The organism is Mycolicibacterium sp. 624, from assembly GCF_040548615.1.
Taxonomy (GTDB): domain Bacteria; phylum Actinomycetota; class Actinomycetes; order Mycobacteriales; family Mycobacteriaceae; genus Mycobacterium.
Map to the genome: position 1 here is coordinate 1,157,827 of NZ_JBEPRZ010000001.1, position 22,496 is coordinate 1,180,322.

The window sequence follows — 22,496 nt, forward strand, 5'->3', positions numbered from 1 at the left end:
GTCGACCGCCCGTTGCTGCCCGGTCGAGGTCGACCGGTTCTTGCTGCAAGAGCATCTTGCTCGCTCTGGACATGAATTTGCAATGTGCGGGCTGATTCTGCGAGCGGACCGCGCGATACCGTGGCGGCGTGAGGCTTTTACTCATCGCGGACACGCATGTGCCCACACGTGCTGCAGACCTGCCCGCCGTGGTGTGGGATGAGGTCCCACGTGCCGATGTCGTGATCCACGCCGGGGACTGGATCGACGTGTCGCTGCTGGACGACCTGGAGCGCCGGGCTCAACGGCTGGTCGCCTGCTGGGGTAACAACGACGGCGAGGAGTTGCGTCGTCGGCTGCCCGAGCGGGCCGACGAGAACCTTGGCGGTGTGCGGTTCACCGTGACGCACGAGACGGGGGCCTCGGGCGGGCGGGACGCCCGGATGGCGAGGCGCTACCCCGATACCGACGTCCTGGTGTTCGGACACAGCCACATCCCGTGGGACACGACGGCCGACACCGGTCTGCGGCTGCTCAATCCCGGGTCGCCCACCGATCGTCGTCGCCAGCCGTTCTGCACGTATATGACGGCTACTGTCGCTGACGCCACATTGACCGACGTGGTGCTGCACCAGATCTGACCTACCTCGCGCGGGTGAGCCCTGACACCACAGAGCCGTTGCCCAGCAGGCGAACTGCACGATTCTGGTCCAGATCGCTGAGAGCGTAGCCTCGCAGAGTTGCACGCCGCGTGGTGTTGGCGTGGCGCGACATCCGCAAACTATGCACAGGTGAAACTCATGGACATCCAGAACGACTGGATCACGACGGCCGTCATCGAGGATCTCGTGTTCGGGGCTCTCGAACTCGAACGCACCGAACACAGCGTGCGGCCGCACCGGCTGCCTGCTGGTGCACGCGCACAATGCGCTGACAGCCAACTGGCGATGGCGGAGTCGCAGCCCTCGGGGGTGCGGTTGGTCTTCCGCACCCGCGCGACGACCATCGAACTCGACACGCTGCCCACCAAACTGATCTACATCGGCGCCCCGCCGCGACCACAGGGCGTGTATGACTTGCTCGTCGACGGTCAACTGGTCGGTCAAGCGGGTGCCCCCGGCGGCAACACCGTGACCATCGACATGGCGACGGGCGCCGCGGACAGGCAGGCGGGACCCGTCAGCACCGTCCGTTTCGAGGACCTGCCCGACCGCATCAAGAGGGTCGAGATATGGCTGCCGCACAACGAGAGCACGGAATTGGTCGGACTGCGTACCGACGCGGTCGTCGAACCCGCGCCGGATGACGGTCGCCGCGTGTGGCTGCACCATGGCAGCTCGATCAGTCAGGGCTCCGGCGCCGCCAGTCCGTCCACCACCTGGCCGGCTCTCTCTGCCTCGCACGGAGGCGTGGAGCTGATCAACCTCGGGATGAGCGGCAGCGCGTTGCTTGACCCCTTCACCGCCCGCGCGATGCGCGACACCCCCGCCGATCTGATCAGCGTCAAGATCGGCATCAACGTGGTCAATGCCGATGTGATGCGCATGCGTGCGTTCGGCCCTGCGGTGCACGGCTTCCTCGACACGATCCGGGAAGGTCACCCCAGTACCCCACTGCTGGTCGTCTCGCCGATCTTCTGCCCCATCCACGAGGACACCCCGGGGCCGGGCGCATTCGACTTCGAAGCGCTCGGTAGGGGAGAGCTGCGATTCGTTGCCACCGGAGATCCCACCGAGCGCTCAGCCGGCAAGCTGACGTTGCGCAGCATCAGGGAGGAGTTGGCTCGAATCGTGGCGCAGCGGTCCGGGCAGGACCCCAATCTGCACTACCTCGACGGGTGCGAGCTGTACGGCGAAGCCGATCACGAGCGACTGCCGCTACCTGATCAACTCCACCCGGATGCCACGACCCATCAGCTCATCGGTGAACGCTTCGCGAAACGCGTCTTCACCGATACCGGGGCCTTCGCGTGTAACTCAGCATGAACCGAACTCTGACATCAGGCTATGCGGTGTCGGCGGCGCAGATGAGGTCGATGTGCTCGGTGGCCCAGTCGCCAAGCGGCTCAAGCGCTTCCAGTAGCTGCCGGCCGGGTCCGGTCATCGAGTACTCCACCCTCGGCGGCACCTCGTGATAGCTCTCGCGGTGCACGACGCCGTAGCGCTGCAGTTCCTTGAGGTTCTGCGTCAGCATCTTCTGTGAGATGCCGGTCAGGCTGCGGTGCAGGGCGTTGAACCGCTTGGGCCCGGCCTCCAACTCCCAGAGAATCAGCGGCTTCCACTTCCCGTCGACGACCGCCATCGCCGCGTCCAGACCGCACGTGTATCGGCCGAGTTGTGTCACTGCAGCTCACCGCCATTACTTTCGTCTGAGTAAGTACCGCACTAATTAGTGGGTACTTGCCGAGGTGGATGCGTCCTTCAACGATGGTGACATGACCAACCCACATTCCTCACCCGTTTCGTTCCTCGGGGTCGGCGAGATGGGCTCGGCCCTGGCCCGGGCCGCCGTCTCCGCCGGATTCAGTGTCACCGTGTGGAACCGAGACCGCACCAAGGCGGCCGCGCTGGACGGAGTCGCGGTGGCCGACACCGCCGCCGAGGCGGTCAAAGCCGCGCCGACGGTCGTGGTGTGCCTGTTCGACCACGCGTCGGTGCACGACGTGCTCGACCCGATCGTGGACAGCCTCGCGGGACGTCGGCTGATCAACCTGACCACGACGTCACCCGATGGAGCCCGCGAACTCGCGGCGTGGGCGTCGGCCGCGGGCGCGGAGTACCTCGACGGTGGCATCATGGTGCCCCCGACGCTGGTCGGAACACCGCAGTCCAGCGTCCTGTACAGCGGGTCGCAGGGCCTGTACGACGATTGCCGCGAGCTTCTCGAGTTATGGGGTGCCGCCGAGTATTTCGGCGACGACGCCGGAATGGCATCGCTGTACGACCTGGCGCTGCTGTCGGGAATGTATGTGATGTTCGCCGGCTTCTTCCACGGCGCGGCGATGGTCGGTGCGGCGGGGATTCCCGCCAAGGACTTCGGTGTACGCGCAGTCGCGTTGCTGCAGAACGTGATGTCGGCGATCCCCTTGTACGCCGATGTCATTGACGGCGGCGACTATGCGTTGCCGGGTCAGCAGAGCTTGGAGTTCTCCGACATCAGCGACATCGTCGACACCAGCCGCGCGCAGGGGATCAGTACCGAACTGGTCGATGTGGTGCAGCGCCTGATTCACCGGCAGATTGACGCCGGGCACGGCCGCGATGGGTTCCCCCGCGTGATTGAGAGCATCAAGCACCCGGAGTCGGCCGCATGACCGTGACGGTACTGGGACTCGGACCGATGGGTCAGGCTCTTGCGAATGCGTTGCTCGACGCGAATCTGTCCGTCACGGTGTGGAATCGCACCGAGGAGAAGGCCGCGAAGTTGCGGGACAGAGGCGCCGAGTGGGCAACCACACCCGCCGATGCCGTTGCAGCCAGCGACATCACGCTGATCAACGTCGTCGACCACGCGGTGGTGGACGCACTGGTTGCGGCAGCGGGCCCAACCGTCGCGGGGCGCACCATCGTGAGCCTCACCTCGGACACCCCGGACAAGGCGCGCCGCACCGTAGAGCTGGTGGCGGCGGCCGGGGGGCGGTATCTCGACGGCACCATCATGACGCCGACCACGACCATCGGGACTCCGGATGCCAGCATCCTCTGCGCTGGGCCGCGCGAGGTGTTCGACGAGCAGCTCGCCGTGCTCGCCGTGCTCGCGGTGCCGACATGGTTGGGCGATGACTATGGTCGCGCCGCCGCGTTCGACGTCGCCCTGCTCAACATGTTCTGGACTTCGATGAGTGGTGCCCTGAACGCGCTGAAGGTGGCCCAGGCCAATGGCATCGGCGCGACCGACCTCCTTCCGCATGCGCTCGGCATCGTGGACATCCTGCCCGCGATTCTCACCGAGGTCGCGGAACGGATACGTGACGGCCGGCACGACGAGGCCGAGGCCCCGGTGGTGTCAGTCGCCGCCTCGCTGCGCCATCTCATCGCCGCATCGGGGGAGGCGGGCGTGGACGCGGCGGCGTTGACGGCGCTGCAGCGCACCGCTGATGCCGCGGTGGCGGCTGGGCACGGGCAGGACGAGATATCTGGTTTGTTCGAGTACCTGTGACAGGTCAGGCGGCGTGGAGACGGACGATCTCCACGGCGATCCCGTACTCCAGTTCGCTGTACTCGGTCCACGGGAGGCCCGGTAGTGGTGGCGCCTTGGAGCGATGGCGGTCACCGGTCGGCGTGGTGAATTCCGCTGTGTGGCTGCCATCTTCGTCGCACCCGGCATTGACTCTCCAGCCGGGCGCCTCCTTGTCGTAGTTGCACCGTTCGCATTCGCCAAGCCCGTTGGGCCCTGACGCGACGGTCCTCGACGTCGAGGCACGCCGATTTCCGCACGATCAGTGTGGCGCGCCACTCCGAGAGCGCGCCGACTTCCAGTGCGGCCAGGGTGTGCGGCATCTCGTGCGTCAGCGCACGGGCGAATCCGAGGTGGCGGCCACCTCGATTGGGGGAGTCGTGGCGGGCCAAGGCGATCTCGCTGGCCAGCCCGCGCCCCCGTTTGGCGCCGGGCCCTCCGCGGGCGGCCTCGCCGGCACGGCGCAGCTCGTCGAGGCGCGCGGTATGCCTGGCCTGCGACGCAGCCGCGGCGGACTTGACGCGTTCCAGTTCGCCGACAAATTCCGGCCAGCATTCCATCGCGATATGAAGTCGTTGGTGGCATGGTCGTATCCATGGAGCAGCAGCCGCCGAGCGATGTCATCGAAGCCGCGCATGCCGAGCATCACAGCGCCCTTCCGCTGGAGGACACACGGGACTTCGAGGATGCCGACCGCGGCTTCATCGGCGCACTGGAACCCTGCGTCGTGAAGGCCGCGGACGGCAGAGTGGTGTGGGACAACGACTCCTACGCGTTCCTCGCCGGGGACGCACCGACCACAGTGCACCCCAGCCTCTGGCGTCAGTCGCAGCTGTGCGCCAAGCAGGGCCTGTACGAGGTGGTCGAGGGCATCTACCAGGTGCGTGGACTCGACCTGTCCAATATCAGCTTCATCGAGGGCGACACCGGCGTCATTGTCATCGACCCCCTGATCTCAACTGAGACCGCGGCCGCGGCCCTGGCGCTGTACCGCGCGCACCGCGGCGACCGGGCCGTCCGGGCGGTCATCTACACCCACAGCCACGCGGACCACTTCGGCGGCGTGCTTGGCGTGACGACTCAGGCCGACGTCGATGCGGGAAAGGTCGCCATCATCGCGCCCGAGCACTTCACCGAACACGCCGTGCAGGAGAACGTGTACGCCGGAACGGCGATGGCGCGCCGTGCCGCCTACATGTACGGCGCCGCGCTCGCCCGGGGACCGCAGGGGCAGGTCGGGTGCGGGCTCGGCCAGGTGGGTTCCACCGGCGAGGTTGCGCTGATCGTCCCGACGGTGGACATCAAGACCACCGGCGAGAAGCACACTTTCGACGGCGTCGAGATCGAGTTCCAGATGGCGCCCGGTACCGAGGCGCCCGCCGAGATGCACTTCTACTTCCCGAAGTTTCGCGCGTTGTGCATGGCGGAGAATGCCACCCACAACATGCACAACCTGCTGACGTTGCGCGGGGCACTGGTGCGCGATCCGCACGGCTGGTCGGGGTATCTGACCGAGGCCATCGACACCTTCTCCGACCGAGCCGACGTGGTGTTCGCCTCGCACCACTGGCCGACGTGGGGCAAGGATCAGATCGTCGAATTCCTGTCCCTACAACGAGATATGTACGCATACCTGCACGACCAGACGCTGCGTCAGCTCAACCAGGGCTTCACGGGCATCGAGATTGCCGAGACGTTCCAGATGCCGCCGGCACTGGATCGAGCGTGGCACACCCACGGCTACTACGGCTCTGTGAGCCACAACGTCAAGGCCGTGTACCAGCGCTACATGGGCTGGTTCGACGGCAACCCCGCCCGGCTGTGGGCGCACCCGCCGGAGGCCATCGGTCCGCGCTACGTCGAGGCCATCGGCGGCCTCGACCGCGTCGTCGAGGTCGCGCAGCACGCCTACGACGAGGGTGACTACCGTTGGGCTGCAACGCTGCTCGATCACGCCGTTTTCACCGACCAGGAGCACGCCGGCGCGCGGCAGCTGTACGCCGACACTCTCGAGCAGATGGCCTATGGTGCCGAGAATGCCACGTGGCGCAACTTCTTCCTGTCCGGCGCCACCGAGCTTCGGGAGGGGAACCTCGGCACGCCGACCCAGACGACGTCACCGTCGCTGCTGGGCCAGTTGACGCCGGATCAGATGTTCGACTCCTTGGCCATCAACGTCAACGGACCGCGTGCGTGGGACCTCGATCTCGCGATCGACGTGACGTTCGCCGACATCGCGACCAATTACCGGCTGACGCTCCGCAACGGAGTCCTGGTGCACCGCAAAGTGCCCGCCGATCCAGCGACGGCCGGCGCCACCGTCACGCTCGCCACCAAGGCACGGCTGCTGATGTTCGCCGCGGGAGACGTCACCTCGCCAGGGGTTGAGGTCGCAGGCGACGCGAACGCGTTGCCGATGCTGCTAAGTGCCCTCGACCGGCCGAACCCGGGCTTCGACATCGTCACGCCCTAGCGAGATCAGGGAATCCCGCCGTCGGCCCGCAGGATCGATCCGGTGGTGAAACTCGATGCATCCGAGGCCAGAAACATTGCCGCGCCGATGATCTCGGCTGGCTGACCGGCACGTCGCAGTGCGAGGTGCGCGAAGGGATTGGTCGTCGCGCCGAAATCCCACGCCTTGCTGATGTCGGTGAGGAACGGACCGGCCATCAAGGTGTTGACGCGGACGGTCGGGCCGTACGCCTTGGCCAGACCCTCGGTGAGGGCGTTGAGGCCGGCCTTCGCCGCGGCGTACGGCAGCATGTGCTCATCGGGCCGCAGCGATCCCGTCGAACTCACGTTGATGATCGACCCGCCACCGTCGGCGATCATGCGCTCGGCGACCAGTGTTGACAACCGGAACGGGCCCTTGAGATTGAGGTTCACCACCGCGTCGAACAGCTGCTCGGTCACCGACGTCAGCGAGTCGTAGAGCGGTGACATGCCTGCGTTGTTGATCAGGACGTCGACCCTGCCGAAGCGGTCATAGGTGGCGTCGACGAGGCCGTCGAGTTGATCCCAGCGTCCGACGTGCACCTGGTAGGGGTACGCCGTGCGACCCGTCGATGCCGAGATCTCCTCGGCGGTCATCACGCACGACTCGAGATTGCGGCTGGCGATGATGACGTCGGCGCCACACTGGGCGGCGGCGAAGGCCATCTCACGCCCCAGGCCGCGGCTGCCCCCGGTGACCAACACCACCCGGTCCGTCAGGTCGAAGAGGTCGTCGGCGTAGCCCATGCGAGGTCTCCTGTCCGGCTCACGTGCCACGAAGGCGCGCACGAGCCATATGGTGGCACAGGCGAGAAGGCCATCAGGCGAAATGGAGTGAGCGCGATAATGCAACTGCTCGTGATCCGGCACGCGTTGCCGCTGCGAAGTGAACCCGGTCAGGGTTCGGACCCCGACTTGTCCCCCGAGGGCATCGAACAGGCCAACCGGCTGCCCGATGCACTCAAGCGGTTTCCGATCACCCGGCTGGTGAGCAGCCCGCAGCGCCGCGCGATCCAGACCGCGCAGCCGGTGGCCGACGCGTTGGGCATGTCCGTCGACATCGATGACCGGCTCGCCGAGTACGACCGGGATCTGGAGCACTACACCCCCATCGAGGAGGCGTCGAAGGAGGACCTGCAGCGCCTCATCGACGGTCACCTGCCCGGCGGGGTGGACGAGGGCGGGTTCATCGCGCGGGTCAAGGCCGGGGTCGAGGACATCGTCGGCTCCGCCGCGCACGAGGACACCGTCGCGCTGTTCAGCCACGGTGGCGTCATCAATGCGCTGGTCCACGACATCATGTCGACCTCACGGCTGTTGTGCGTGCAGGTCGACTACGCAGGCATCACCCGGCTGCTGTCATCGCGCAGGGGCGGGCTGGGGGTGGCGGCGATCAACTCGACGGAGCACGTGTGGGACCTGCTGCCGAGGAACCAGCAGTGGTAGACAAGTCCGGTGACTTCCGGGACTGACGCAGGATCACTCGACGGACTCGACCTGGGGGCACTGGATCGCCACCTGCGCGAGATCGACGTGCCGCGCACCGGTGACCTGCGTGCCGAACTGATCGCGGGTGGCCGGTCGAACCTGACGTTCCTCGTCTTCGACGACGTCTCGAAGTGGGTGCTGCGGCGGCCACCGCTGCACGGTCTGACACCGTCGGCGCACGATATGGCCCGCGAGTACAAGGTTGTCGCCGCGCTGGAGGGCACGGCGGTGCCAGTCGCCCACGCCGTGACGATGCGCAACGACGACTCCGTGCTCGACGCGCCATTCCAGATGGTCGACTACGTGCCGGGGCGCGTTGTGCGACACACCGCCGAACTCCGGGCGTTGGGCGATGACTCCGTCATCGACGCGTGCGTGGACGCGCTGATCAAGGTGTTGGCCGATCTGCACGCCGTCGACCCCGACGCCGTCGGCCTCGGCGACTTCGGCAGGGCGAACGGCTACCTCGAACGTCAGGTACGGCGCTGGGGTTCGCAGTGGGATCTGGTCAAGACCGATGACGACCCACGGGACGCCGACGTGCGCCTGCTGCACGCCAAGCTGGGTGAGCGGATCCCGCCGCAGAGCAGAAGCGCGATCGTGCACGGCGACTACCGCATCGACAACACGATGCTGGACGCCGAGGACGCCACCAAGGTGCGCGCGGTACTGGACTGGGAGATGTCGACACTCGGCGACCCGCTGTCCGATGCCGCCCTGATGTGCGTCTATCGCCATCCGACGTTCGACAACGTGCACGCCGATGCGGCGTGGGCGTCGTCGCTCATCCCGGCTGCCGACGATCTCGCGAACCGCTACTCGCTTGCCGCCAACCAGCCACTGGCACATTGGGACTTCTACATGGCTCTGGCGTACTTCAAGCTGGGCGTGATCGCGGCGGGCATCCAGTTCCGCGATCGCATGAGTGGCGGCACGGAATATGGGGACAAGGTGGGTGCGGCCGTCGGACCGTGTATCGCGATGGGGTTGTCCGAACTCGGCTGACTGCCGCGCGGTTTGGCCCGGCCCGTGGTGGGGTAGGAACGGGCGAGATCTCGCGTCGGTGCGGGAATCCCACAAACAGAGAGGCGGTCACCATGCCGTCATTGACCCCGCGCGCCGATTCGTTCCGGCGCGAGGTCGGTGCGCACCTCGACGTCTACATCGAGGCGGCGACCACACTCGAGTTTCAGATCGCCGTCGCACCGCATCCCGGTGCGAGCGTCACCGAGTCGCTGTCATTCACGTTGAACGGCAACCCGATCGAGGCCACCGAGATCATCGGTGAGCACGGCAACCGGATCCACAAGTTCGACGCCGGTGAGGGCAGTCTCATCGCCGAGTACTCGGCCACCGTCGTCGGCTACGCCGACCCAGCTCCGGTAACCGATATCGAGCCGTCGACGTACCTGCGGCCCAGTCGGTACGCCGAGGCCGACAAGTTCTTCGGCTTCGCCGCCACCGAATTCGGTCAGTACACCGACTCGGCGACGCTGTTGGAGAAGGTGTCGGCCTGGGTGGGCAGGCGGCTGAGTTACGTCCCCGGCTCATCGGATCCGATCGACGGCGCCGCCGACACACTGCTGTCAGGGAAGGGGGTGTGTCGGGACTACGCGCACCTCGTGGTCGCGCTACTGCGCGCGGTGAACGTGCCGGCCAGACTGGTCGCCGTGTACGCGCCGGGATGCCACCCCATGGACTTCCACGCCGTGGCGGAGGCGCTGGTGGACGGGCAGTGGCGGGTGGTCGACGCGACGTGCCTGGCGCCGCGGCAGTCGATGGTGCGCATCGCGACCGGACGCGACGCCGCCGACACGGCGTTCCTGGACAACCACAATGGGTCCATCATCTTGAACGCGGCGCACGTCACGGCATACGTCGACGGCGATCTGCCCATCGACTCGATACACGATGTGGTGTCGATCCGATGAGGGGTTACCGGCCTACCGGATAGCGGCCCGGTAGTTCTTCTTAGCCGCACGCCGTAGCTGGAAGATGCGCGCCGCGCCGGCCAGCACCGTGACCAGCCCACCAAGCACGGCGGCGCCCAGAATCGACACCCCCAGCGGAAGGCTCAGCTCCCAGCCCAGGAAGTGCAGGATGACCGACCCGGTGTTCTGCGCGATGAAGATGAGCAGCACGATGAGGACCAAGAAGCCCACGATCAGCGCCGACCACAGCGCGCCCGCGCGGGTGAACTTCACCTCACTCGCAGGTGGGGGAGGGTTGGGCACCGGAGAGTTCGACGCCGGCTCGTGGACCGTGGGATCGAGGGGTGCCGGCGATCCCGTGTTGACGGGCGGCTCGTGCGGGTCGGTGCTCATGGCTTCATCTTGCCCCCACCCGGGGTGAATGAAACAGACATTCCCTGGGTAGATCACTCTTGTGTCATAGCGCTACGCGTGATGCAAAGCCCGGCACCGAGGCCGCAGGGCCGTTAGGGTCGCTCATTGGCAAGTGACGTCGAAAGGACGTTCGCATGATCCCGGCGCGTAGCACCGTGCACCACCGCGGCCTTGCGGCTCTGGCCGCGCTTCTCATGATCTTCGTCGCGGCGTGCGGCAGTTCCAATCCGCTGGGCGGCGGCCAGATATCGGGCGATCTCAAGACGATCAAGGTGGGTTCGGCGGACTTCCCGGAGTCCAAGATCATCGCCGAGATCTATGCACAGGTGTTGGAGACGAACGGGTTCGACGTCAGTCGTCAGTTCGGCATCGGCAGCCGCGAGACCTATGTGCCCGCGGTCAAGGACCACTCGATAGATCTGATCCCCGAGTACACCGGAAATCTGCTGCAGTACTTCGACAAGGAGAACCACGCCACCGATCCCGATGCGGTGCTGCTGGCGCTGTACAACGCGCTGCCCGGTGATCTCGCGATCCTCACGCCATCCCCGGCCAATGACCAGGACACCGTGGCCGTCACCGCCGAGACCGCTAAGAAGTGGAACCTCAAGACCATCGGGGATCTCGCCAGGCACTCGGCGGAGGTCAAGTTCGGTGGGCCATCGGAGTTCATGAACCGGGCCGAGGGACTGCCGGGCCTCAAGGAGAAGTACGGCCTCGACATCACGCCAGCCAACTTCGTCTCCATCAGCGACGGTGGCGGTCCGGCGACGGTGCGGGCGCTGGTCGACGGAACCGTCACGGCCGCCGACATCTTCAGCACGTCGCCTGCGATTCCGCAGAACAACCTCGTCGTGCTGGAGGATCCGAAGAACAACTTCCTGGCGGCCAACGTGGTTCCGCTGGTGGCGTCACAGAAGATGTCCGACCAACTCAAGACCGTTCTGAACGCCGTCTCGGCCAAGCTGTCCACCGAGGCGCTCGTCGAGATGAACACCGCCACATCCGGCAACAGCGGCATCGATCCCGATGAGGCGGCCCGGAAGTGGATCCAGGACAACGGATTCGACAAACCGCTTCCAGGCTAGGGGGAGACCTGCAATGGGGAATGAACTGCCGTGATCTCATTCGAAGGCGTCACCAAGAGGTACCCGGACGGCACTGTCGCCGTGGACGATCTGAGCCTGGAGGTGCCCGCAGGCACACTGACGGTCTTCGTCGGCCCGTCCGGATGCGGCAAGACCACCTCGATGCGGATGATCAACCGGATGATCGAGCCCTCCTCGGGCACGCTGACCGTCGACGGCAAGGACGTCACCAAGATCGATGCGGTCAAGCTGCGGTTGGGAATCGGCTACGTCATTCAGAGTGCGGGCCTGATGCCGCACCTGAAGGTCATCGACAACGTGGCCACCGTTCCCATGCTCAAGGGCGAATCCCGCCGCTCCGCACGCAAGAACGCATTGGGCGTTCTCGAACGCGTCGGCCTGGATCCCAAGCTCGCCAACAGATATCCCGCGCAGCTGTCGGGCGGCCAGCAGCAGCGGGTCGGCGTGGCCCGCGCGTTGGCGGCCGACCCGCCGATCCTGTTGATGGACGAGCCCTTCAGCGCCGTCGATCCCGTGGTGCGCGAGGAGCTGCAAACCGAGATCCTGCGGTTGCAGAGCGAACTGCGCAAGACCATCGTCTTCGTCACCCACGACATCGATGAGGCCATCACGCTCGGAGAGAAGGTCGCGGTGTTCGGCCGCGGCGGCGTGCTGCAGCAGTACGACGCGCCCCAACGTCTGTTGTCCAACCCCGCCAACGATTTCGTCGCGGGCTTCATCGGCGCCGATCGCGGGTACCGCGGCCTGCAGTTCACCCCGGGGACCGGCCTGCCGCTGCATGACATCCGGACCGTTGCCGAGGAGGATGTCGACGCCCTCGAACTTGGCGAGGGGGACTGGGTTCTGGTGACCAGACCGGACGGCTCTCCGTACGCGTGGATGGACCGTGCCGGAGTGGCGCTGCACAGGGATGGAAAGTCCTTGTACGACAGCACGATCGCCGGCGGATCCCTGTTCACTCCCGATGGCACGCTGCGGCTGGCCATGGATGCCGCGCTGTCCTCGCCGTCGGGGCTGGGTGTCGCCATCGACGCCGACCGGCAGGTGATCGGCGGGGTCACGGCAGAGGATGTCATCGAGGCGCTGAAGACGCGCCCGCGCGATCCCTGGGCGGGTCAGACCTCGTGAACTATCTGCTCACCCATCTCGACGACGCGTGGGAGCTGACGCTCATCCACCTGTGGCTGTCACTGCTGCCGTTGCTGCTGGGGCTCTTGATCGCGGTGCCACTCGGCGCGCTGGTGCAGCGAACGACATTGCTGCGTCGGATCACCACGTTGACCGCCAGCATCATCTTCACCATCCCGTCGCTGGCGTTGTTCGTCGTGCTGCCGCTGATCATCCCGACGCGCATCCTGGACGAGGCCAATGTCATCGTCGCGCTGACGCTCTACACCGTCGCGCTGCTGGTGCGGGCGGTGCCCGAGGCGCTCGACGCGGTGTCGCCCGCTGTGCTCGACGCCGCGACGGCCGTCGGCTACAAGCCGTTGAGCCGGATCCTGAAGGTCGAGTTGCCGCTGGCCATCCCGGTCCTCGTGGCGAGCCTGCGGGTGGTCGCCGTCACGAACATCTCGATGGTGTCGGTCGGTTCGGTGATCGGCATCGGCGGTCTGGGCACCTGGTTCACCGAGGGCTATCAGGCCGACAAGAGCGACCAGATCATCGCGGGCATCATCGCGATCTTCGTGGTCGCGATTGTCGTGGACACCCTGATCATGCTGGCCGGCAAGCTCGCCACACCGTGGGTGCGCACCGGCCGCAGGGCGAAGGCAGGCGCCCAATGAACTTCCTGCAGGACGCGCTGTCGTTCATCTTCACCGCGGACAACTGGGGCGGTGCCGCCGGGCTGACCGCGCGCATCCTGGAGCACCTGCAGTACACCGTCGTGGCGGTGCTGTTCTCGGCCCTGATCGCTGTCCCGATCGGCATGATCATCGGGCACACGGGCCGCGGCACGTTCCTGGTCGTGACGGGTGTCAACGCGCTGCGCGCCCTGCCCACTCTCGGCGTCCTGCTGCTCGGCGTGCTGCTGTGGGGCCTGGGTCTGATCCCGCCGACCGTCGCACTGATGCTGCTGGGCATCCCGCCGCTGCTGGCGGGCACCTACTCCGGCATCGCGAATGTCGACCGCACGGTGGTCGACGCCGCGAGGTCGATGGGCATGACGGAGTCGCGGGTGCTTCTGCGGGTTGAGGTGCCTAACGCGCTGCCGCTGATCCTGAGCGGACTGCGCACGGCCACACTGCAAATCGTTGCCACGGCCACCGTCGCCGCCTACGCCAGCCTCGGCGGACTCGGCCGCTACCTCATCGACGGCATCAAGACCCGTGAGTTCTACCTGGCGCTCGTCGGCGCGTTGATGGTGACGGCGCTGGCGCTCCTCGTGGACGCGGTACTGGCCCTCGCGGTCTGGCTGTCCGAGCCGGGCGCGGACCGACTGAGGCGGATGCCGCAGCCGTTCATCGCCGATGAGATCAAGCTGGAGAGCTCGGCTCCGTCCCGTTCTGGGGCGAGTTCGGAGGGTGGCCACGAACACCCGTGGCCGTCGCCTACGGTAGGGGGGTGAGTGAAGCAGCCCGCTCCGAGGAAACCGAGGGCACCTGGCCGGCCGTCCTGACCTGGCGGGCGCATGACACGTCCAGGATGGAGTCCGTCCGGGTTCAGCTCACGGGTAACCGCATCAAGGCCTACGGGCGAATCGTCGCCGCGGCGACCAAATCGCATCCCGCCTTCAGCGCCTCCTATGACCTGGTCACCGACGAGGGTGGCGCCACCAAGCGGCTGTCGCTGACGGTCACGTTGGCCGAGCGGGAACGCCAGCTGTCCATCGCCCGCGATGAAGAGAACATGTGGATGGTCCAGGACCACCAGAACCAGACCAGCCGGGCGGCCTTCGACGGCGCGTTGGATGTCGATGTGATCTTCAGCCCGCTCTTCAACGCTCTGCCGATCAGACGCACCGGCCTCAACAAGAAGACCGGGACCGTGTCGCTTCCCGTGGTCTACGTGCGAGTGCCCGAGCTGTCGGTCGAACTCGAGACCATCACCTATTCGAACGACGGCAAGCGGTTGAGACTGAAGTCCCCGGTCGCCGACACCACCATCACGGTGGACTCCAACGGTTTCATCCTCGACTACCCAGGACTGGCAGAGCGGATCTGATCACGCCGCCCGCGCGGCCCTCGGCAGCGAGTTCGTGGCGCCAGTTGGGCGCACCGATCGTCGTGGTCAAGATCTGTGGGCGGCTGAAGCTGTCGTAGCGCATCCGGGCCGCGTGCCCGGCTTCGACCAGTTCGGCGACCGATCCGGTGGCGGCAAGACCGTCGCGGGCGCGGGTGAGCAGCTCGATGGTGCGGTCCAGCGAGACCTGCAGCTGCTCGGAGTTGGCCTCACACATAGCCCGCACCAGATCGGGCGCGCTGGCCGCCACGCGGGTGCCGTCCCGGAACGATCCTGCGGCCAGTGAGAACGCCAGTGGCACGTCTCCTGCCGTCACGGCAAGCGCCTCGGCGAGCATGTGGGGCAGGTGCGATATCGCGGCGGCCGCGGCATCGTGCTCATCGGAGCGGGCCGGGACGACGAAGGCACCGCAGTCCAGCGCCAGCTGCATCACGAGTGCCCACACCTGCGGGTCAACGTCATCGTCGACGCTGATGACCCACGGCGCCCCGACGAACAGACGAGCGTCGCCTGCGGCCCAGCCGGAGTGGGCCGTGCCGGCCATCGGATGCCCGCCGACGAAACGGCCGTGCAGGCCATGACTGCGAACCGCCTGTAGGACGGCGCCTTTCACGCTGATGACATCGGTGAGCGCGCAGTCCGGTGCGGTGCGCAGTACGTGTTCGAGCATGGTGGGCAGCGCGGGCATCGGGACGGCCAGCACGATCAACGCGTCGACGAGCGCGGCGCGCGTCAGCACCTCGTCGAGGGCGTCGGTGGCGTCGAACCCGTCGAATCGCGCCGCCTCCACACCGTCGATGGACCGGTTGTAGCCGAACACCTCGCGGCCGGCAGACCTGGCTGCCCGCATCACGGAACCGCCGATCAATCCCAGGCCCAGAACACACACCGGTGAGGTCACGCTTCAAGGTTGGCACACCATCGGCCGACGTAGGCGCTGGGCTTAGTCTCACCGCTGGTCAAAGGTCCACGTCTGGGACTAGCGTCTACCCCGTGGGAGCAGAGCGCGCGCAGGCGAATAACCGGGCCGCCGATCTCCCGGAGGGCTTCGGTGTCGCGGTCGTCCGGGAGGACGGTAAATGGCGTTGTACCGCGATGCGCCCAGCGTCGCTGGCCAGCCTCAGCGCGGCTGAAACCGAGCTTCGGGAGCTGCGCAGCGCCGGTGCTGTCTTCGGGCTGCTCGACGTCGACGACGAGTTCTTCGTGATCGTGCGACCCGCCCCCGCCGGTACCCGCCTGTTCCTGTCCGATGCGACGGCCGCCCTGGAGTACGACATCGCCGAGGAGATCCTCAGGAAGCTCGACGCTGATGTTGAGCTGGACGATCTCGACGACGAGAACCCCTTCGAGGAGGGTGATCTCGGAGTGTTGGCCGATATCGGTCTCAACGAGAGCGTGCTGAGCATCATCCTGGACGATGACGACTACGCCGACGAGCAGCTCGCCAGGATCGCGCAGGAGATGGGCTTCGCCGACGAGATGTCGGCAGTGCTGGACAAACTCGATCGGTGACCGCCGACGAGCAGCTGATCCGTAGCGCGCTCGAGGCCGCGGCAGCCGCAGGTCCCCGCGATGTGCCGATCGGTGCCGTGGTGTTGTCGGCTGACGGCACCGAACTGGCCCGCGCGGCCAACGCCCGCGAGGCGCTGGGCGATCCGACCGCGCACGCCGAGATCCTGGCGATGCGAGCTGCGGCGAAGGTACTGGGTGACGGCTGGCGCCTCGAGGGCACGACCCTTGCGGTCACCGTGGAGCCCTGCACCATGTGCGCGGGCGCGTTGGTGATGGCCCGGGTGGGGCGGGTGGTGTTCGGGGCCTGGGAGCCCAAGACCGGTGCGGTCGGCTCGCTGTGGGATGTGGTGCGCGACCGTCGGCTCACCCATCGCCCAGAGGTTCGGGGTGGGGTTTTGGAGCAGGAATGCGCCGCGCCGCTGGTGGAGTTCTTCGCCAAGCAGCGATGAGCGCTCGCGCGAAGAGCCGAGGGCTGGCGATGAGCCTGGGCGATTATGGGCTCCGGGCGGGTTCCCGGTAGGCTGCCCCACGGTGGCGTGTCCGAGCGGCCTAAGGAGCACGCCTCGAAAGCGTGTGACGGGTAACCCCCGTCCGAGGGTTCAAATCCCTCCGCCACCGCCATAACCGCCCTCCTGTTCACTCAGGTAAGGGCGGTTTTTGCGTCGGCGTTCCGGCGTTTGTGAATCTGGCGACGTTTCGGGGCGGATTTCGTCGTGAGATTCACAATCGGTGCACCCGTCCTTCAGTAATCGCATCGTCGGCGTCGAGTTGGACGTGGGCTGTCAATCCACCGTCCGGGTTGGCGCTTAGCGTGAGTACGCCGCCGTGGGCCGTCGTGATGGCCCGCACGATGGACAGACCGAGGCCGTACCCGCTGGCTCCGGGTGTGTTCAGGCGTGTGCGGGTGCCGCGTCGGAACGGCTCGAGAAGCTCGGCCAGCCCCTCGTTGTCCAACTGGGGGCCGGTGTTGCGGACCTCGAGGCTAGTGCCGTCGGTCTCGACATGCACGGTGCCGCCGGGGTGGTTGTAGGCGATGGCGTTGCTGATGAGGTTGCGCACGAGATGGGGGAGAAGGACGGGGTCGCCGTGGACGCGGGCAGGTTGCCTTTGCACGTGAATCGACACCTCAGCAGCCCGGGCGGCCTCGGCGGCTGCTTCGATTTCATGGCTGACGACGGCGGCGAGGTCGACCACCTCGTAGGAGCCCAGGCCGTGCTGCCCGCGAGCCAGCAGCAGCAGCGAGTCGATCAGCTTCTCGCTACGGCGGTTCGCCACGAGCAGCTCATGGCGGACCTGCTCGATCTCATCCGGACTCGGGTCGCGTAGCCCGATCTGGATGAGTGTGCGTTGGATCGCCAGCGGCGTCCGCAATTCGTGGGAGGCGTTGGCGACAAAACGACGCTGGGAATCGAATGCCGACTGCAGCCGATCCAGCAGTTTGTCGAACGTCTCGCCCAACTCGGTCAGTTCGTCGCGAGGGGCGCCGGCGTTCAGCCGTTCATCGAGATTGGCCGCGCTGATGCGGCGGGCCGCGGTTGTCATCTCGTGCACAGGCCGCAGCAACCGGGCGGCGGTCCACCAGCCGACCACGGCGGCGAACAGGGCGGCCGCGACCAGCGCCACTCCGGACCACATCAGCTGCTGGCGGGCGGCCGCGTCGCTCACCTCTCGGCTCACCGCGGTGACGGTGAGGGCATTCATGGGTTCGAACGCCACGTCGTCGTCAAGGGGTTGCGCCGGCATCCACTGCAGGGGTGCTGGGACGCTATCGGCGATCGTCAGCAACTGGGCGTCGGTGCCCTGTCGAGTGAGCAGGTACACCGCACCGAGTAGTACTGCACCCAGGGTGAAGAACACGCAACCGAAGACGATCGCGATGCGGGTGCGAATAGTCCAGCGCGTCAACACAGTTGGTAACCGCTTCCGGGCAATGTGCGGATCGGGACGGGAGCGCCGAGCTTGGCGCGCAGCTTGCTCATGGTGACGCGAACCGCGCTGGTGAACGGGTCGGCGTGCGCATCCCACACCCGCTCGAGCAGCTCCTCCGCACTGACCACCGCACCGTCGGCCTCCATGAGCACGCGCAACACTCCAAACTCCTTGACTGTCAAGGACAACAGGCGCCCCTCACGTTCGGCGTGACGACGCGCGGTGTCCATGGTGATGCCAGCGTGGCTCAGTAGAGGTGGGGTCACCGGGGCCGTACGCCGCCCAAGGGCCTGGATGCGCGCTACCAGCTCTTGGAACTCGAAGGGCTTGCACAGGTAGTCATCAGCGCCCAAATGCAGTCCGTCGACGAGATCTTCGAGTGTGCCGGAGGCTGTGAGCATGATGATCTTGGTGCGCACGCTCGACGTTGTCAGCCAGCGGCACAGCGTGTCACCGTGCACCTCGGGCAGGTCGCGGTCGAGAACGACCACGTCGTAGGACGTCAGCTCGATCAAATCGCGGGCGGCGCTGCCGTCGAGCACGACATCGACTGCCATGCCCTCGCGGCGCAGTCCCACCGCCACCATCCGGGCCAGGACGGGTTCGTCCTCGACCACCAGTATCCGCAAACCGAACTCCTACTCCGTCGAATGCTGGGCGCTAGTGAGTGTCTAGCGACAGTCTCCACTCACGATGACGGTCGCGGAGGGCAGGCTGTTCACATCGACGTCGGTGGGTAGCGGCGCGGTCGGCATGAAGTCCGCCGGGGCTGCTGGCAATGCTGGGATGACGCACGGACAGATGTCGTTGGTCTGGGCGTCCGCCAACTGCAGACACGCGACATCGTCCGCGGAGGACATCGTTGGTCCACCGCGTGGCGCCACGTCGGCGCCGGGAGTCTGCGCGGCAGCGATGCCGCTGCCCAGAATGGTCAGCGCCGCCACTGTCAGTGTCACGGTGGTTGACAGACGTCGGATATGTCGTGCAACTCGCATGGTGGTGTCCCTTTCGACTGTGGGACAGCCGTCGGTGGCTGCCTGAGCACAGTCCACCAAAACCCCTGTTTCGTCAGGGTTTCGTGGTGACGACCCCAAGTTCTGCGCCGGCGATGAGGTCTTCAGTCAGTGCCATTCTGAACTTGTCGTTGTCCAGGGTTTCGTCGGTGTTCATCAGCACGGCGACAGCATGGCTCTGGTCGTCGGTCACAACCACCATGTTGGTGGCTCCGGTGTCGCGGCCGGAGTGTCCAATGAACACGCGTCCGTTGATCTCCTCTTCCGTCCATCCCAGCCCCTGGTAGCGCGCGATCGTGGGATCGACCTGCCGGCGCAGCATGGCCTCCACTGCAGGTGGAGACAGGATTGCCGGTTGGTCGATCTCGCCGCCGAGCATGGCGCGCAGTGATGTCGCAAGATCGGCCACCGAGCAGCGAAGCATGCCGGCGGGAACGTCTGGATACCCTTCCTGCGGCAGCTCGGCGAGCTTGCCCTGCTCAATCGCGTAGGGCTTCGCGAGCACACCAGGCTCGAACTGCTTGAGATACCAATGCGCATTGCGGATGCCGAGCGGCTCGAAGATGTTGGTCTCCACGTAGGAGGAGAAACTCTGCCCGCTGACGCTCTGCACGACGTAACCCGCCAGGGCAACGGCAACATTGCTATAAGACCATTGCGTCCCTGGCTCTGCGCGAAGAAACGACTCGTCCGGCGAATAGGTGCTCCCACCCTCTGACAGATAGTCGTGCAGGAAACTCGACAGGCTTTGTATTGGATCTCCCACTAATGACGTATCGGCATATCCGTCATCGGAAATGCTGGACGTGTGTGTGAGGAGTTGATGCGGGGTGATCGGTACGTTCGGGTGGTGAGGATTTCGCACCGATAAATCGATGAAGCCATTGATGTCGTCGTGAAGACTATGGCCTCTGCGTTCAAATAGCTGGACCAGCGCCGATGCCGTGAATAGCTTGCTGACCGATGCCAGATGCGACGGTGTGTCAACGGTGAACTTCCGCTGTTGATTCAGATCGGCAAAACCGAATGCCGCCGTGTAGTGCGTCGAGCTGTCTCGTGACGCTATGGCGACAGCGACTCCGGCAACGTTGGCGGCTCTCATACGTGCTGGAATTCCCGCTTCGAAATCGCGGCGCCAGGTTTCGAATGATTGAGGCTGTGTTTCAGGCGCGCAGGCGGTGAATCCCGCGGGGATCAGGAGACCGGCGAAACCCATTTTCAGCAATGAGCGTCGTGTCGAGGCCATGATCAGTCCTTCTCTGTGGGGGTCGAGCCGGCTCATGCTCTCCGTCGATGCTGACTCGCGTGCCCTCGCTGGGCCATCGGTCATCCGGCCATTTCGGTCGGCCACCTGGCCGGAATGCAGCCGGCTGATGCCCGCTCGGCGGCACCGGTACTACGGTCAGCTGCATGCCGCGGGTGATCATCGTCGACGACGAAGCACTGATCCGGTCGGGATTCGAGCTCATCCTGTCCGCCGCGGATGACATCGACGTGGTCGCGACGGCGGACGGGGTGCACGCCGCCAAGGTGATCGGCGAACACCAACCCGACGTGGTGCTGCTCGATGTTCGGATGCCGGGCAAGGACGGTCTTGTCGTACTGGCCGAGCTGCAGCAGTTGCCGAACCCACCGGCGGTGGCCATGCTCACCACGTTCGACGTCGACGAGTACATCGCATCGTCACTGCGGCTTGGTGCTTCCGGATTTCTGCTGAAAGATACTGACCCCGAACAACTCCCGCACATGGTGCGCACGCTGGCCGCGGGAGGTCTGGTGTTGTCGAACGCCGTGAGCCTCAAGGTGGTGTCCGGCTACCTCGATGACCGTGTCGATGCGGCCGCGAAGTCACACATCCGGACGCTGAGCGACCGCGAGACCCAGGTGCTGCAGCTGTTGGCGCGCGGACGGTCCAACCGCGAGATCGCCGCATCGCTGTATTCCAGCGTCGGCACCGTCAAGGACCAGGTCAGCTCGATCCTGGCGAAGTTGTCGGTCAACACCCGGGTGGAGGCGGCGATCATCGCGCAGCGGGCGGGCGTGCTCGACGATCACGGCATCTCATGACGACGAGGTTGGCCGCGCTCGCCCGCACTCATCTGCTCGACCTGCTGCTACTCGTACTGGCCGCGGCCGACGCCATCTTCGAGATCACCAGCGACGAGATGACCCGCCTCGACATGGCGTTCGCCGTCGTCGCGGTGGCCGCGCTGTGCTTTCGCAGACGCGCCCCGTACGTCGTGCTCATCGCCACGCTGCCCGCGCTAGAAGTGGGCTCGGCGGTGGTAGCCGCGCTGGTCGCGCTGTACACCGTCGCGGAGTTGCGGCCCGCGCGCGTGCGGCTGGCGCTGTGCGCTGTCGCGCTCTTCGCGTGCTACACCAGCTACTGGTATCCCACGGAGTCCAAGGCCAGCGCCGTACTTGACGCCATCTACGCGCTCATGTTCGCCGGTGCGCCCGTGGTGCTCGGTCTGCTGGTACGGGCCCGCGCCGAGTTGGCGGCCAAACTGGCCGAGATCGACGAGGCTCGGCAGCACGAGCAGGAACTGTTGGTGGACAAGGCGTTAGCGCGTGAGCGGGCTGATCTCGCCAGGGAGATGCACGATGTGGTGTCCCATCAGGTCAGCCTGATCGCGGTGCAGGCAGGTGCGCTGCAGGTGACAGCGAAGGACGATGCCAGCGCCCAGACCGCGCGGGTGATCAGGACCCTGAGCGTGCAGACCCTCGACGAGCTGCGCGATATGGTCGGTGTCTTACGAGCCTCGGGTAGCCGGGACACTGCGCTGACCCCGCAGTCGGGCATCGACGACCTGCCCGCTCTGGTGTCGGCATCGGGCATCGCGACGACGATCGAGGCGCACTACGGCGATTCGATCAAACCGACACCCGCGGTGGAGCGCGCGATCTACCGTGCCGCGCAGGAGGGGCTGACGAACATCGCCAAACATGCCCCTGGTGCGACGGCGACGTTGGAACTACACGTCGATGCGCGGCTGGTCCGGCTCACGCTGACCAACACCAAGGCGACCAGCGATCCCGACCCGTGGCCAAGTGACCGCAATGGACTGCTCGGGCTGCGCGAGCGAGCCGAACTGCTTGGCGGCGCGTTGCACGCCGACCATCTGACCGACGGCGGCTACCGGTTGTCGATCCTGCTGCCGCCCCACATCTGAGAGTCCTTCCTCCCAACTGATTTTCGAGTGACCGGCCAGCCGGCTGACCGAGTTCGTCCGGCCGGCTGAGGCTAAGGGCCGTCCGACCGATGGTTTTGG

The 22,496-nt window shown here is 66.2% G+C and carries 25 protein-coding genes, 1 tRNA gene and 1 pseudogene; 18 read left to right on the forward strand and 9 right to left on the reverse strand.

What is annotated here, in order from left to right; genetic code table 11:
- Positions 1 to 128 precede the first annotated feature (128 nt).
- Positions 129 to 620, forward strand: a complete 492-nt coding sequence (locus ABIA65_RS05330) for a metallophosphoesterase family protein (RefSeq protein WP_241402567.1) — start codon at positions 129 to 131, stop codon at positions 618 to 620.
- A 159-nt stretch (positions 621 to 779) separates the two neighbouring features.
- Positions 780 to 1,964 carry an SGNH/GDSL hydrolase family protein gene (locus ABIA65_RS05335; RefSeq protein WP_241402568.1) on the forward strand — a complete coding sequence of 395 codons (1,185 nt, stop codon included), beginning with the start codon at positions 780 to 782 and terminating at the stop codon, positions 1,962 to 1,964.
- 19 nt (positions 1,965 to 1,983) lie between these two features.
- Here the strand turns inward: ABIA65_RS05335 and ABIA65_RS05340 are convergent, their stop codons facing one another.
- Positions 1,984 to 2,322, reverse strand: coding sequence for a winged helix-turn-helix transcriptional regulator (locus ABIA65_RS05340; protein ID WP_241402569.1), 339 nt, complete (start codon positions 2,320 to 2,322; stop codon positions 1,984 to 1,986).
- Positions 2,323 to 2,413: 91 nt separating this feature from the next.
- Here ABIA65_RS05340 and ABIA65_RS05345 point away from each other — a divergent pair, with 91 nt between their 5' ends.
- Positions 2,414 to 3,292, forward strand: coding sequence for an NAD(P)-dependent oxidoreductase (locus ABIA65_RS05345; RefSeq protein WP_354522864.1), 879 nt, complete (start codon positions 2,414 to 2,416; stop codon positions 3,290 to 3,292).
- On the forward strand, positions 3,289 to 4,137 hold the full coding sequence (locus tag ABIA65_RS05350; RefSeq protein ID WP_354522865.1) for an NAD(P)-dependent oxidoreductase: 849 nt from the start codon (positions 3,289 to 3,291) through the stop codon (positions 4,135 to 4,137). Before ABIA65_RS05345 ends, ABIA65_RS05350 begins: the two co-directional genes overlap by 4 nt.
- A gap of 239 nt (positions 4,138 to 4,376) precedes the next feature.
- Here the strand turns inward: ABIA65_RS05350 and ABIA65_RS05355 are convergent.
- Positions 4,377 to 4,715, reverse strand: a pseudogene (locus ABIA65_RS05355) (HNH endonuclease); the annotation flags it as partial.
- Positions 4,716 to 4,750: 35 nt separating this feature from the next.
- On the opposite strand from ABIA65_RS05355, the gene ABIA65_RS05360 reads away from it, so the two are divergent.
- Positions 4,751 to 6,628 (forward strand): alkyl/aryl-sulfatase, encoded by a 1,878-nt coding sequence (locus tag ABIA65_RS05360; protein ID WP_354522866.1) that lies wholly within the window; start codon positions 4,751 to 4,753, stop codon positions 6,626 to 6,628.
- A gap of 5 nt (positions 6,629 to 6,633) precedes the next feature.
- Here ABIA65_RS05360 and ABIA65_RS05365 read toward each other — a convergent pair whose 3' ends face one another.
- The gene (locus tag ABIA65_RS05365) at positions 6,634 to 7,395 is read right to left on the reverse strand and encodes an SDR family NAD(P)-dependent oxidoreductase (protein WP_241402573.1); all 762 of its coding nucleotides are present in this window, start codon (positions 7,393 to 7,395) and stop codon (positions 6,634 to 6,636) included.
- Positions 7,396 to 7,494: 99 nt separating this feature from the next.
- On the opposite strand from ABIA65_RS05365, the gene ABIA65_RS05370 reads away from it, so the two are divergent.
- The 3 genes from ABIA65_RS05370 to ABIA65_RS05380 all read left to right on the forward strand — a co-directional run bounded on the left by ABIA65_RS05370 (position 7,495) and on the right by ABIA65_RS05380 (position 10,067).
- Positions 7,495 to 8,094, forward strand: a complete 600-nt coding sequence (locus tag ABIA65_RS05370; protein ID WP_241402587.1) for a histidine phosphatase family protein — start codon at positions 7,495 to 7,497, stop codon at positions 8,092 to 8,094.
- A 9-nt stretch (positions 8,095 to 8,103) separates the two neighbouring features.
- Entirely contained in the window at positions 8,104 to 9,141 is a 1,038-nt protein-coding gene (locus tag ABIA65_RS05375) for a phosphotransferase family protein (RefSeq protein ID WP_354522867.1), read from the forward strand.
- A 92-nt stretch (positions 9,142 to 9,233) separates the two neighbouring features.
- Positions 9,234 to 10,067, forward strand: a complete 834-nt coding sequence (locus ABIA65_RS05380) for a transglutaminase-like domain-containing protein (protein WP_241402589.1) — start codon at positions 9,234 to 9,236, stop codon at positions 10,065 to 10,067.
- A 12-nt stretch (positions 10,068 to 10,079) separates the two neighbouring features.
- Here ABIA65_RS05380 and ABIA65_RS05385 read toward each other — a convergent pair whose 3' ends face one another.
- The gene (locus ABIA65_RS05385) at positions 10,080 to 10,460 is read right to left on the reverse strand and encodes a LapA family protein (RefSeq protein ID WP_354522868.1); all 381 of its coding nucleotides are present in this window, start codon (positions 10,458 to 10,460) and stop codon (positions 10,080 to 10,082) included.
- 215 nt (positions 10,461 to 10,675) lie between these two features.
- Between ABIA65_RS05385 and ABIA65_RS05390 the strand changes: the two genes are divergently transcribed.
- Genes ABIA65_RS05390 through ABIA65_RS05410 form a run of 5 tightly spaced genes read left to right on the forward strand, consistent with a single transcriptional unit; the run spans position 10,676 to position 14,752 of the window.
- Positions 10,676 to 11,569 (forward strand): ABC transporter substrate-binding protein, encoded by an 894-nt coding sequence (locus ABIA65_RS05390; RefSeq protein ID WP_354523097.1) that lies wholly within the window; start codon positions 10,676 to 10,678, stop codon positions 11,567 to 11,569.
- Between the two features lie 30 nt (positions 11,570 to 11,599).
- Entirely contained in the window at positions 11,600 to 12,718 is a 1,119-nt protein-coding gene (locus ABIA65_RS05395; protein ID WP_354522869.1) for an ABC transporter ATP-binding protein, read from the forward strand.
- On the forward strand, positions 12,715 to 13,374 hold the full coding sequence (locus ABIA65_RS05400; RefSeq protein ID WP_354522870.1) for an ABC transporter permease: 660 nt from the start codon (positions 12,715 to 12,717) through the stop codon (positions 13,372 to 13,374). The genes ABIA65_RS05395 and ABIA65_RS05400 overlap by 4 nt, the downstream gene beginning before the upstream one ends.
- A complete protein-coding gene (locus tag ABIA65_RS05405) occupies positions 13,371 to 14,156 on the forward strand; it encodes an ABC transporter permease (RefSeq protein ID WP_241402594.1) in 786 nt (261 codons plus the stop codon). The genes ABIA65_RS05400 and ABIA65_RS05405 overlap by 4 nt, the downstream gene beginning before the upstream one ends.
- Positions 14,153 to 14,752, forward strand: a complete 600-nt coding sequence (locus tag ABIA65_RS05410; protein ID WP_241402595.1) for a putative glycolipid-binding domain-containing protein — start codon at positions 14,153 to 14,155, stop codon at positions 14,750 to 14,752. Before ABIA65_RS05405 ends, ABIA65_RS05410 begins: the two co-directional genes overlap by 4 nt.
- On the opposite strand, the gene ABIA65_RS05415 is transcribed toward ABIA65_RS05410, so the two are convergent.
- The gene (locus ABIA65_RS05415; protein ID WP_354523098.1) at positions 14,715 to 15,659 is read right to left on the reverse strand and encodes a prephenate dehydrogenase; all 945 of its coding nucleotides are present in this window, start codon (positions 15,657 to 15,659) and stop codon (positions 14,715 to 14,717) included. The two genes, ABIA65_RS05410 and ABIA65_RS05415, sit on opposite strands and share 38 nt — an antisense overlap.
- A gap of 104 nt (positions 15,660 to 15,763) precedes the next feature.
- On the opposite strand from ABIA65_RS05415, the gene ABIA65_RS05420 reads away from it, so the two are divergent.
- The 3 genes from ABIA65_RS05420 to ABIA65_RS05430 all read left to right on the forward strand — a co-directional run bounded on the left by ABIA65_RS05420 (position 15,764) and on the right by ABIA65_RS05430 (position 16,903).
- On the forward strand, positions 15,764 to 16,282 hold the full coding sequence (locus ABIA65_RS05420) for a tRNA adenosine deaminase-associated protein (RefSeq protein ID WP_241402596.1): 519 nt from the start codon (positions 15,764 to 15,766) through the stop codon (positions 16,280 to 16,282).
- Positions 16,279 to 16,731 carry a nucleoside deaminase gene (locus tag ABIA65_RS05425; protein WP_241402597.1) on the forward strand — a complete coding sequence of 151 codons (453 nt, stop codon included), beginning with the start codon at positions 16,279 to 16,281 and terminating at the stop codon, positions 16,729 to 16,731. The genes ABIA65_RS05420 and ABIA65_RS05425 overlap by 4 nt, the downstream gene beginning before the upstream one ends.
- Positions 16,732 to 16,812: 81 nt before the next feature.
- Positions 16,813 to 16,903 (forward strand) — tRNA-Ser (locus ABIA65_RS05430).
- A gap of 99 nt (positions 16,904 to 17,002) precedes the next feature.
- Here the strand turns inward: ABIA65_RS05430 and ABIA65_RS05435 are convergent.
- From ABIA65_RS05435 to ABIA65_RS05450, 4 genes are all read right to left on the reverse strand, one after another.
- On the reverse strand, positions 17,003 to 18,187 hold the full coding sequence (locus ABIA65_RS05435; protein ID WP_354522871.1) for a sensor histidine kinase: 1,185 nt from the start codon (positions 18,185 to 18,187) through the stop codon (positions 17,003 to 17,005).
- Positions 18,184 to 18,840 carry a response regulator transcription factor gene (locus tag ABIA65_RS05440; protein ID WP_354522872.1) on the reverse strand — a complete coding sequence of 219 codons (657 nt, stop codon included), beginning with the start codon at positions 18,838 to 18,840 and terminating at the stop codon, positions 18,184 to 18,186. The genes ABIA65_RS05435 and ABIA65_RS05440 overlap by 4 nt, the downstream gene beginning before the upstream one ends.
- A 42-nt stretch (positions 18,841 to 18,882) precedes the next feature.
- The gene (locus tag ABIA65_RS05445; RefSeq protein WP_241402600.1) at positions 18,883 to 19,167 is read right to left on the reverse strand and encodes a hypothetical protein; all 285 of its coding nucleotides are present in this window, start codon (positions 19,165 to 19,167) and stop codon (positions 18,883 to 18,885) included.
- Positions 19,168 to 19,279: 112 nt separating this feature from the next.
- The gene (locus ABIA65_RS05450; protein WP_354522873.1) at positions 19,280 to 20,506 is read right to left on the reverse strand and encodes a serine hydrolase domain-containing protein; all 1,227 of its coding nucleotides are present in this window, start codon (positions 20,504 to 20,506) and stop codon (positions 19,280 to 19,282) included.
- Between the two features lie 128 nt (positions 20,507 to 20,634).
- Here ABIA65_RS05450 and ABIA65_RS05455 point away from each other — a divergent pair, with 128 nt between their 5' ends.
- A complete protein-coding gene (locus ABIA65_RS05455; protein ID WP_354522874.1) occupies positions 20,635 to 21,291 on the forward strand; it encodes a response regulator in 657 nt (218 codons plus the stop codon).
- Positions 21,288 to 22,397 (forward strand): sensor histidine kinase, encoded by a 1,110-nt coding sequence (locus ABIA65_RS05460; protein WP_354522876.1) that lies wholly within the window; start codon positions 21,288 to 21,290, stop codon positions 22,395 to 22,397. The genes ABIA65_RS05455 and ABIA65_RS05460 overlap by 4 nt, the downstream gene beginning before the upstream one ends.
- The last annotated feature ends 99 nt before the right edge of the window (positions 22,398 to 22,496 follow it).

What these genes read in the sequence shown, in the direction of transcription:
- ABIA65_RS05335 (WP_241402568.1), top strand. Translation starts at nt 780, where the DNA reads ATGGACATCCAGAACGACTGGATCACGACGGCCGTCATCGAGGATCTC.
- ABIA65_RS05345 (WP_354522864.1), top strand. Translation starts at nt 2,414, where the DNA reads ATGACCAACCCACATTCCTCACCCGTTTCGTTCCTCGGGGTCGGCGAG.
- ABIA65_RS05350 (WP_354522865.1), top strand. Translation starts at nt 3,289, where the DNA reads ATGACCGTGACGGTACTGGGACTCGGACCGATGGGTCAGGCTCTTGCG.
- ABIA65_RS05360 (WP_354522866.1), top strand. Translation starts at nt 4,751, where the DNA reads ATGGAGCAGCAGCCGCCGAGCGATGTCATCGAAGCCGCGCATGCCGAG.
- ABIA65_RS05365 (WP_241402573.1), bottom strand. Translation starts at nt 7,395, where the DNA reads ATGGGCTACGCCGACGACCTCTTCGACCTGACGGACCGGGTGGTGTTG.
- ABIA65_RS05370 (WP_241402587.1), top strand. Translation starts at nt 7,495, where the DNA reads ATGCAACTGCTCGTGATCCGGCACGCGTTGCCGCTGCGAAGTGAACCC.
- ABIA65_RS05380 (WP_241402589.1), top strand. Translation starts at nt 9,234, where the DNA reads ATGCCGTCATTGACCCCGCGCGCCGATTCGTTCCGGCGCGAGGTCGGT.
- ABIA65_RS05385 (WP_354522868.1), bottom strand. Translation starts at nt 10,460, where the DNA reads ATGAGCACCGACCCGCACGAGCCGCCCGTCAACACGGGATCGCCGGCA.
- ABIA65_RS05390 (WP_354523097.1), top strand. Translation starts at nt 10,676, where the DNA reads ATGATCTTCGTCGCGGCGTGCGGCAGTTCCAATCCGCTGGGCGGCGGC.
- ABIA65_RS05405 (WP_241402594.1), top strand. Translation starts at nt 13,371, where the DNA reads ATGAACTTCCTGCAGGACGCGCTGTCGTTCATCTTCACCGCGGACAAC.
- ABIA65_RS05450 (WP_354522873.1), bottom strand. Translation starts at nt 20,506, where the DNA reads ATGAGCCGGCTCGACCCCCACAGAGAAGGACTGATCATGGCCTCGACA.
- ABIA65_RS05455 (WP_354522874.1), top strand. Translation starts at nt 20,635, where the DNA reads ATGCCGCGGGTGATCATCGTCGACGACGAAGCACTGATCCGGTCGGGA.
- ABIA65_RS05460 (WP_354522876.1), top strand. Translation starts at nt 21,288, where the DNA reads ATGACGACGAGGTTGGCCGCGCTCGCCCGCACTCATCTGCTCGACCTG.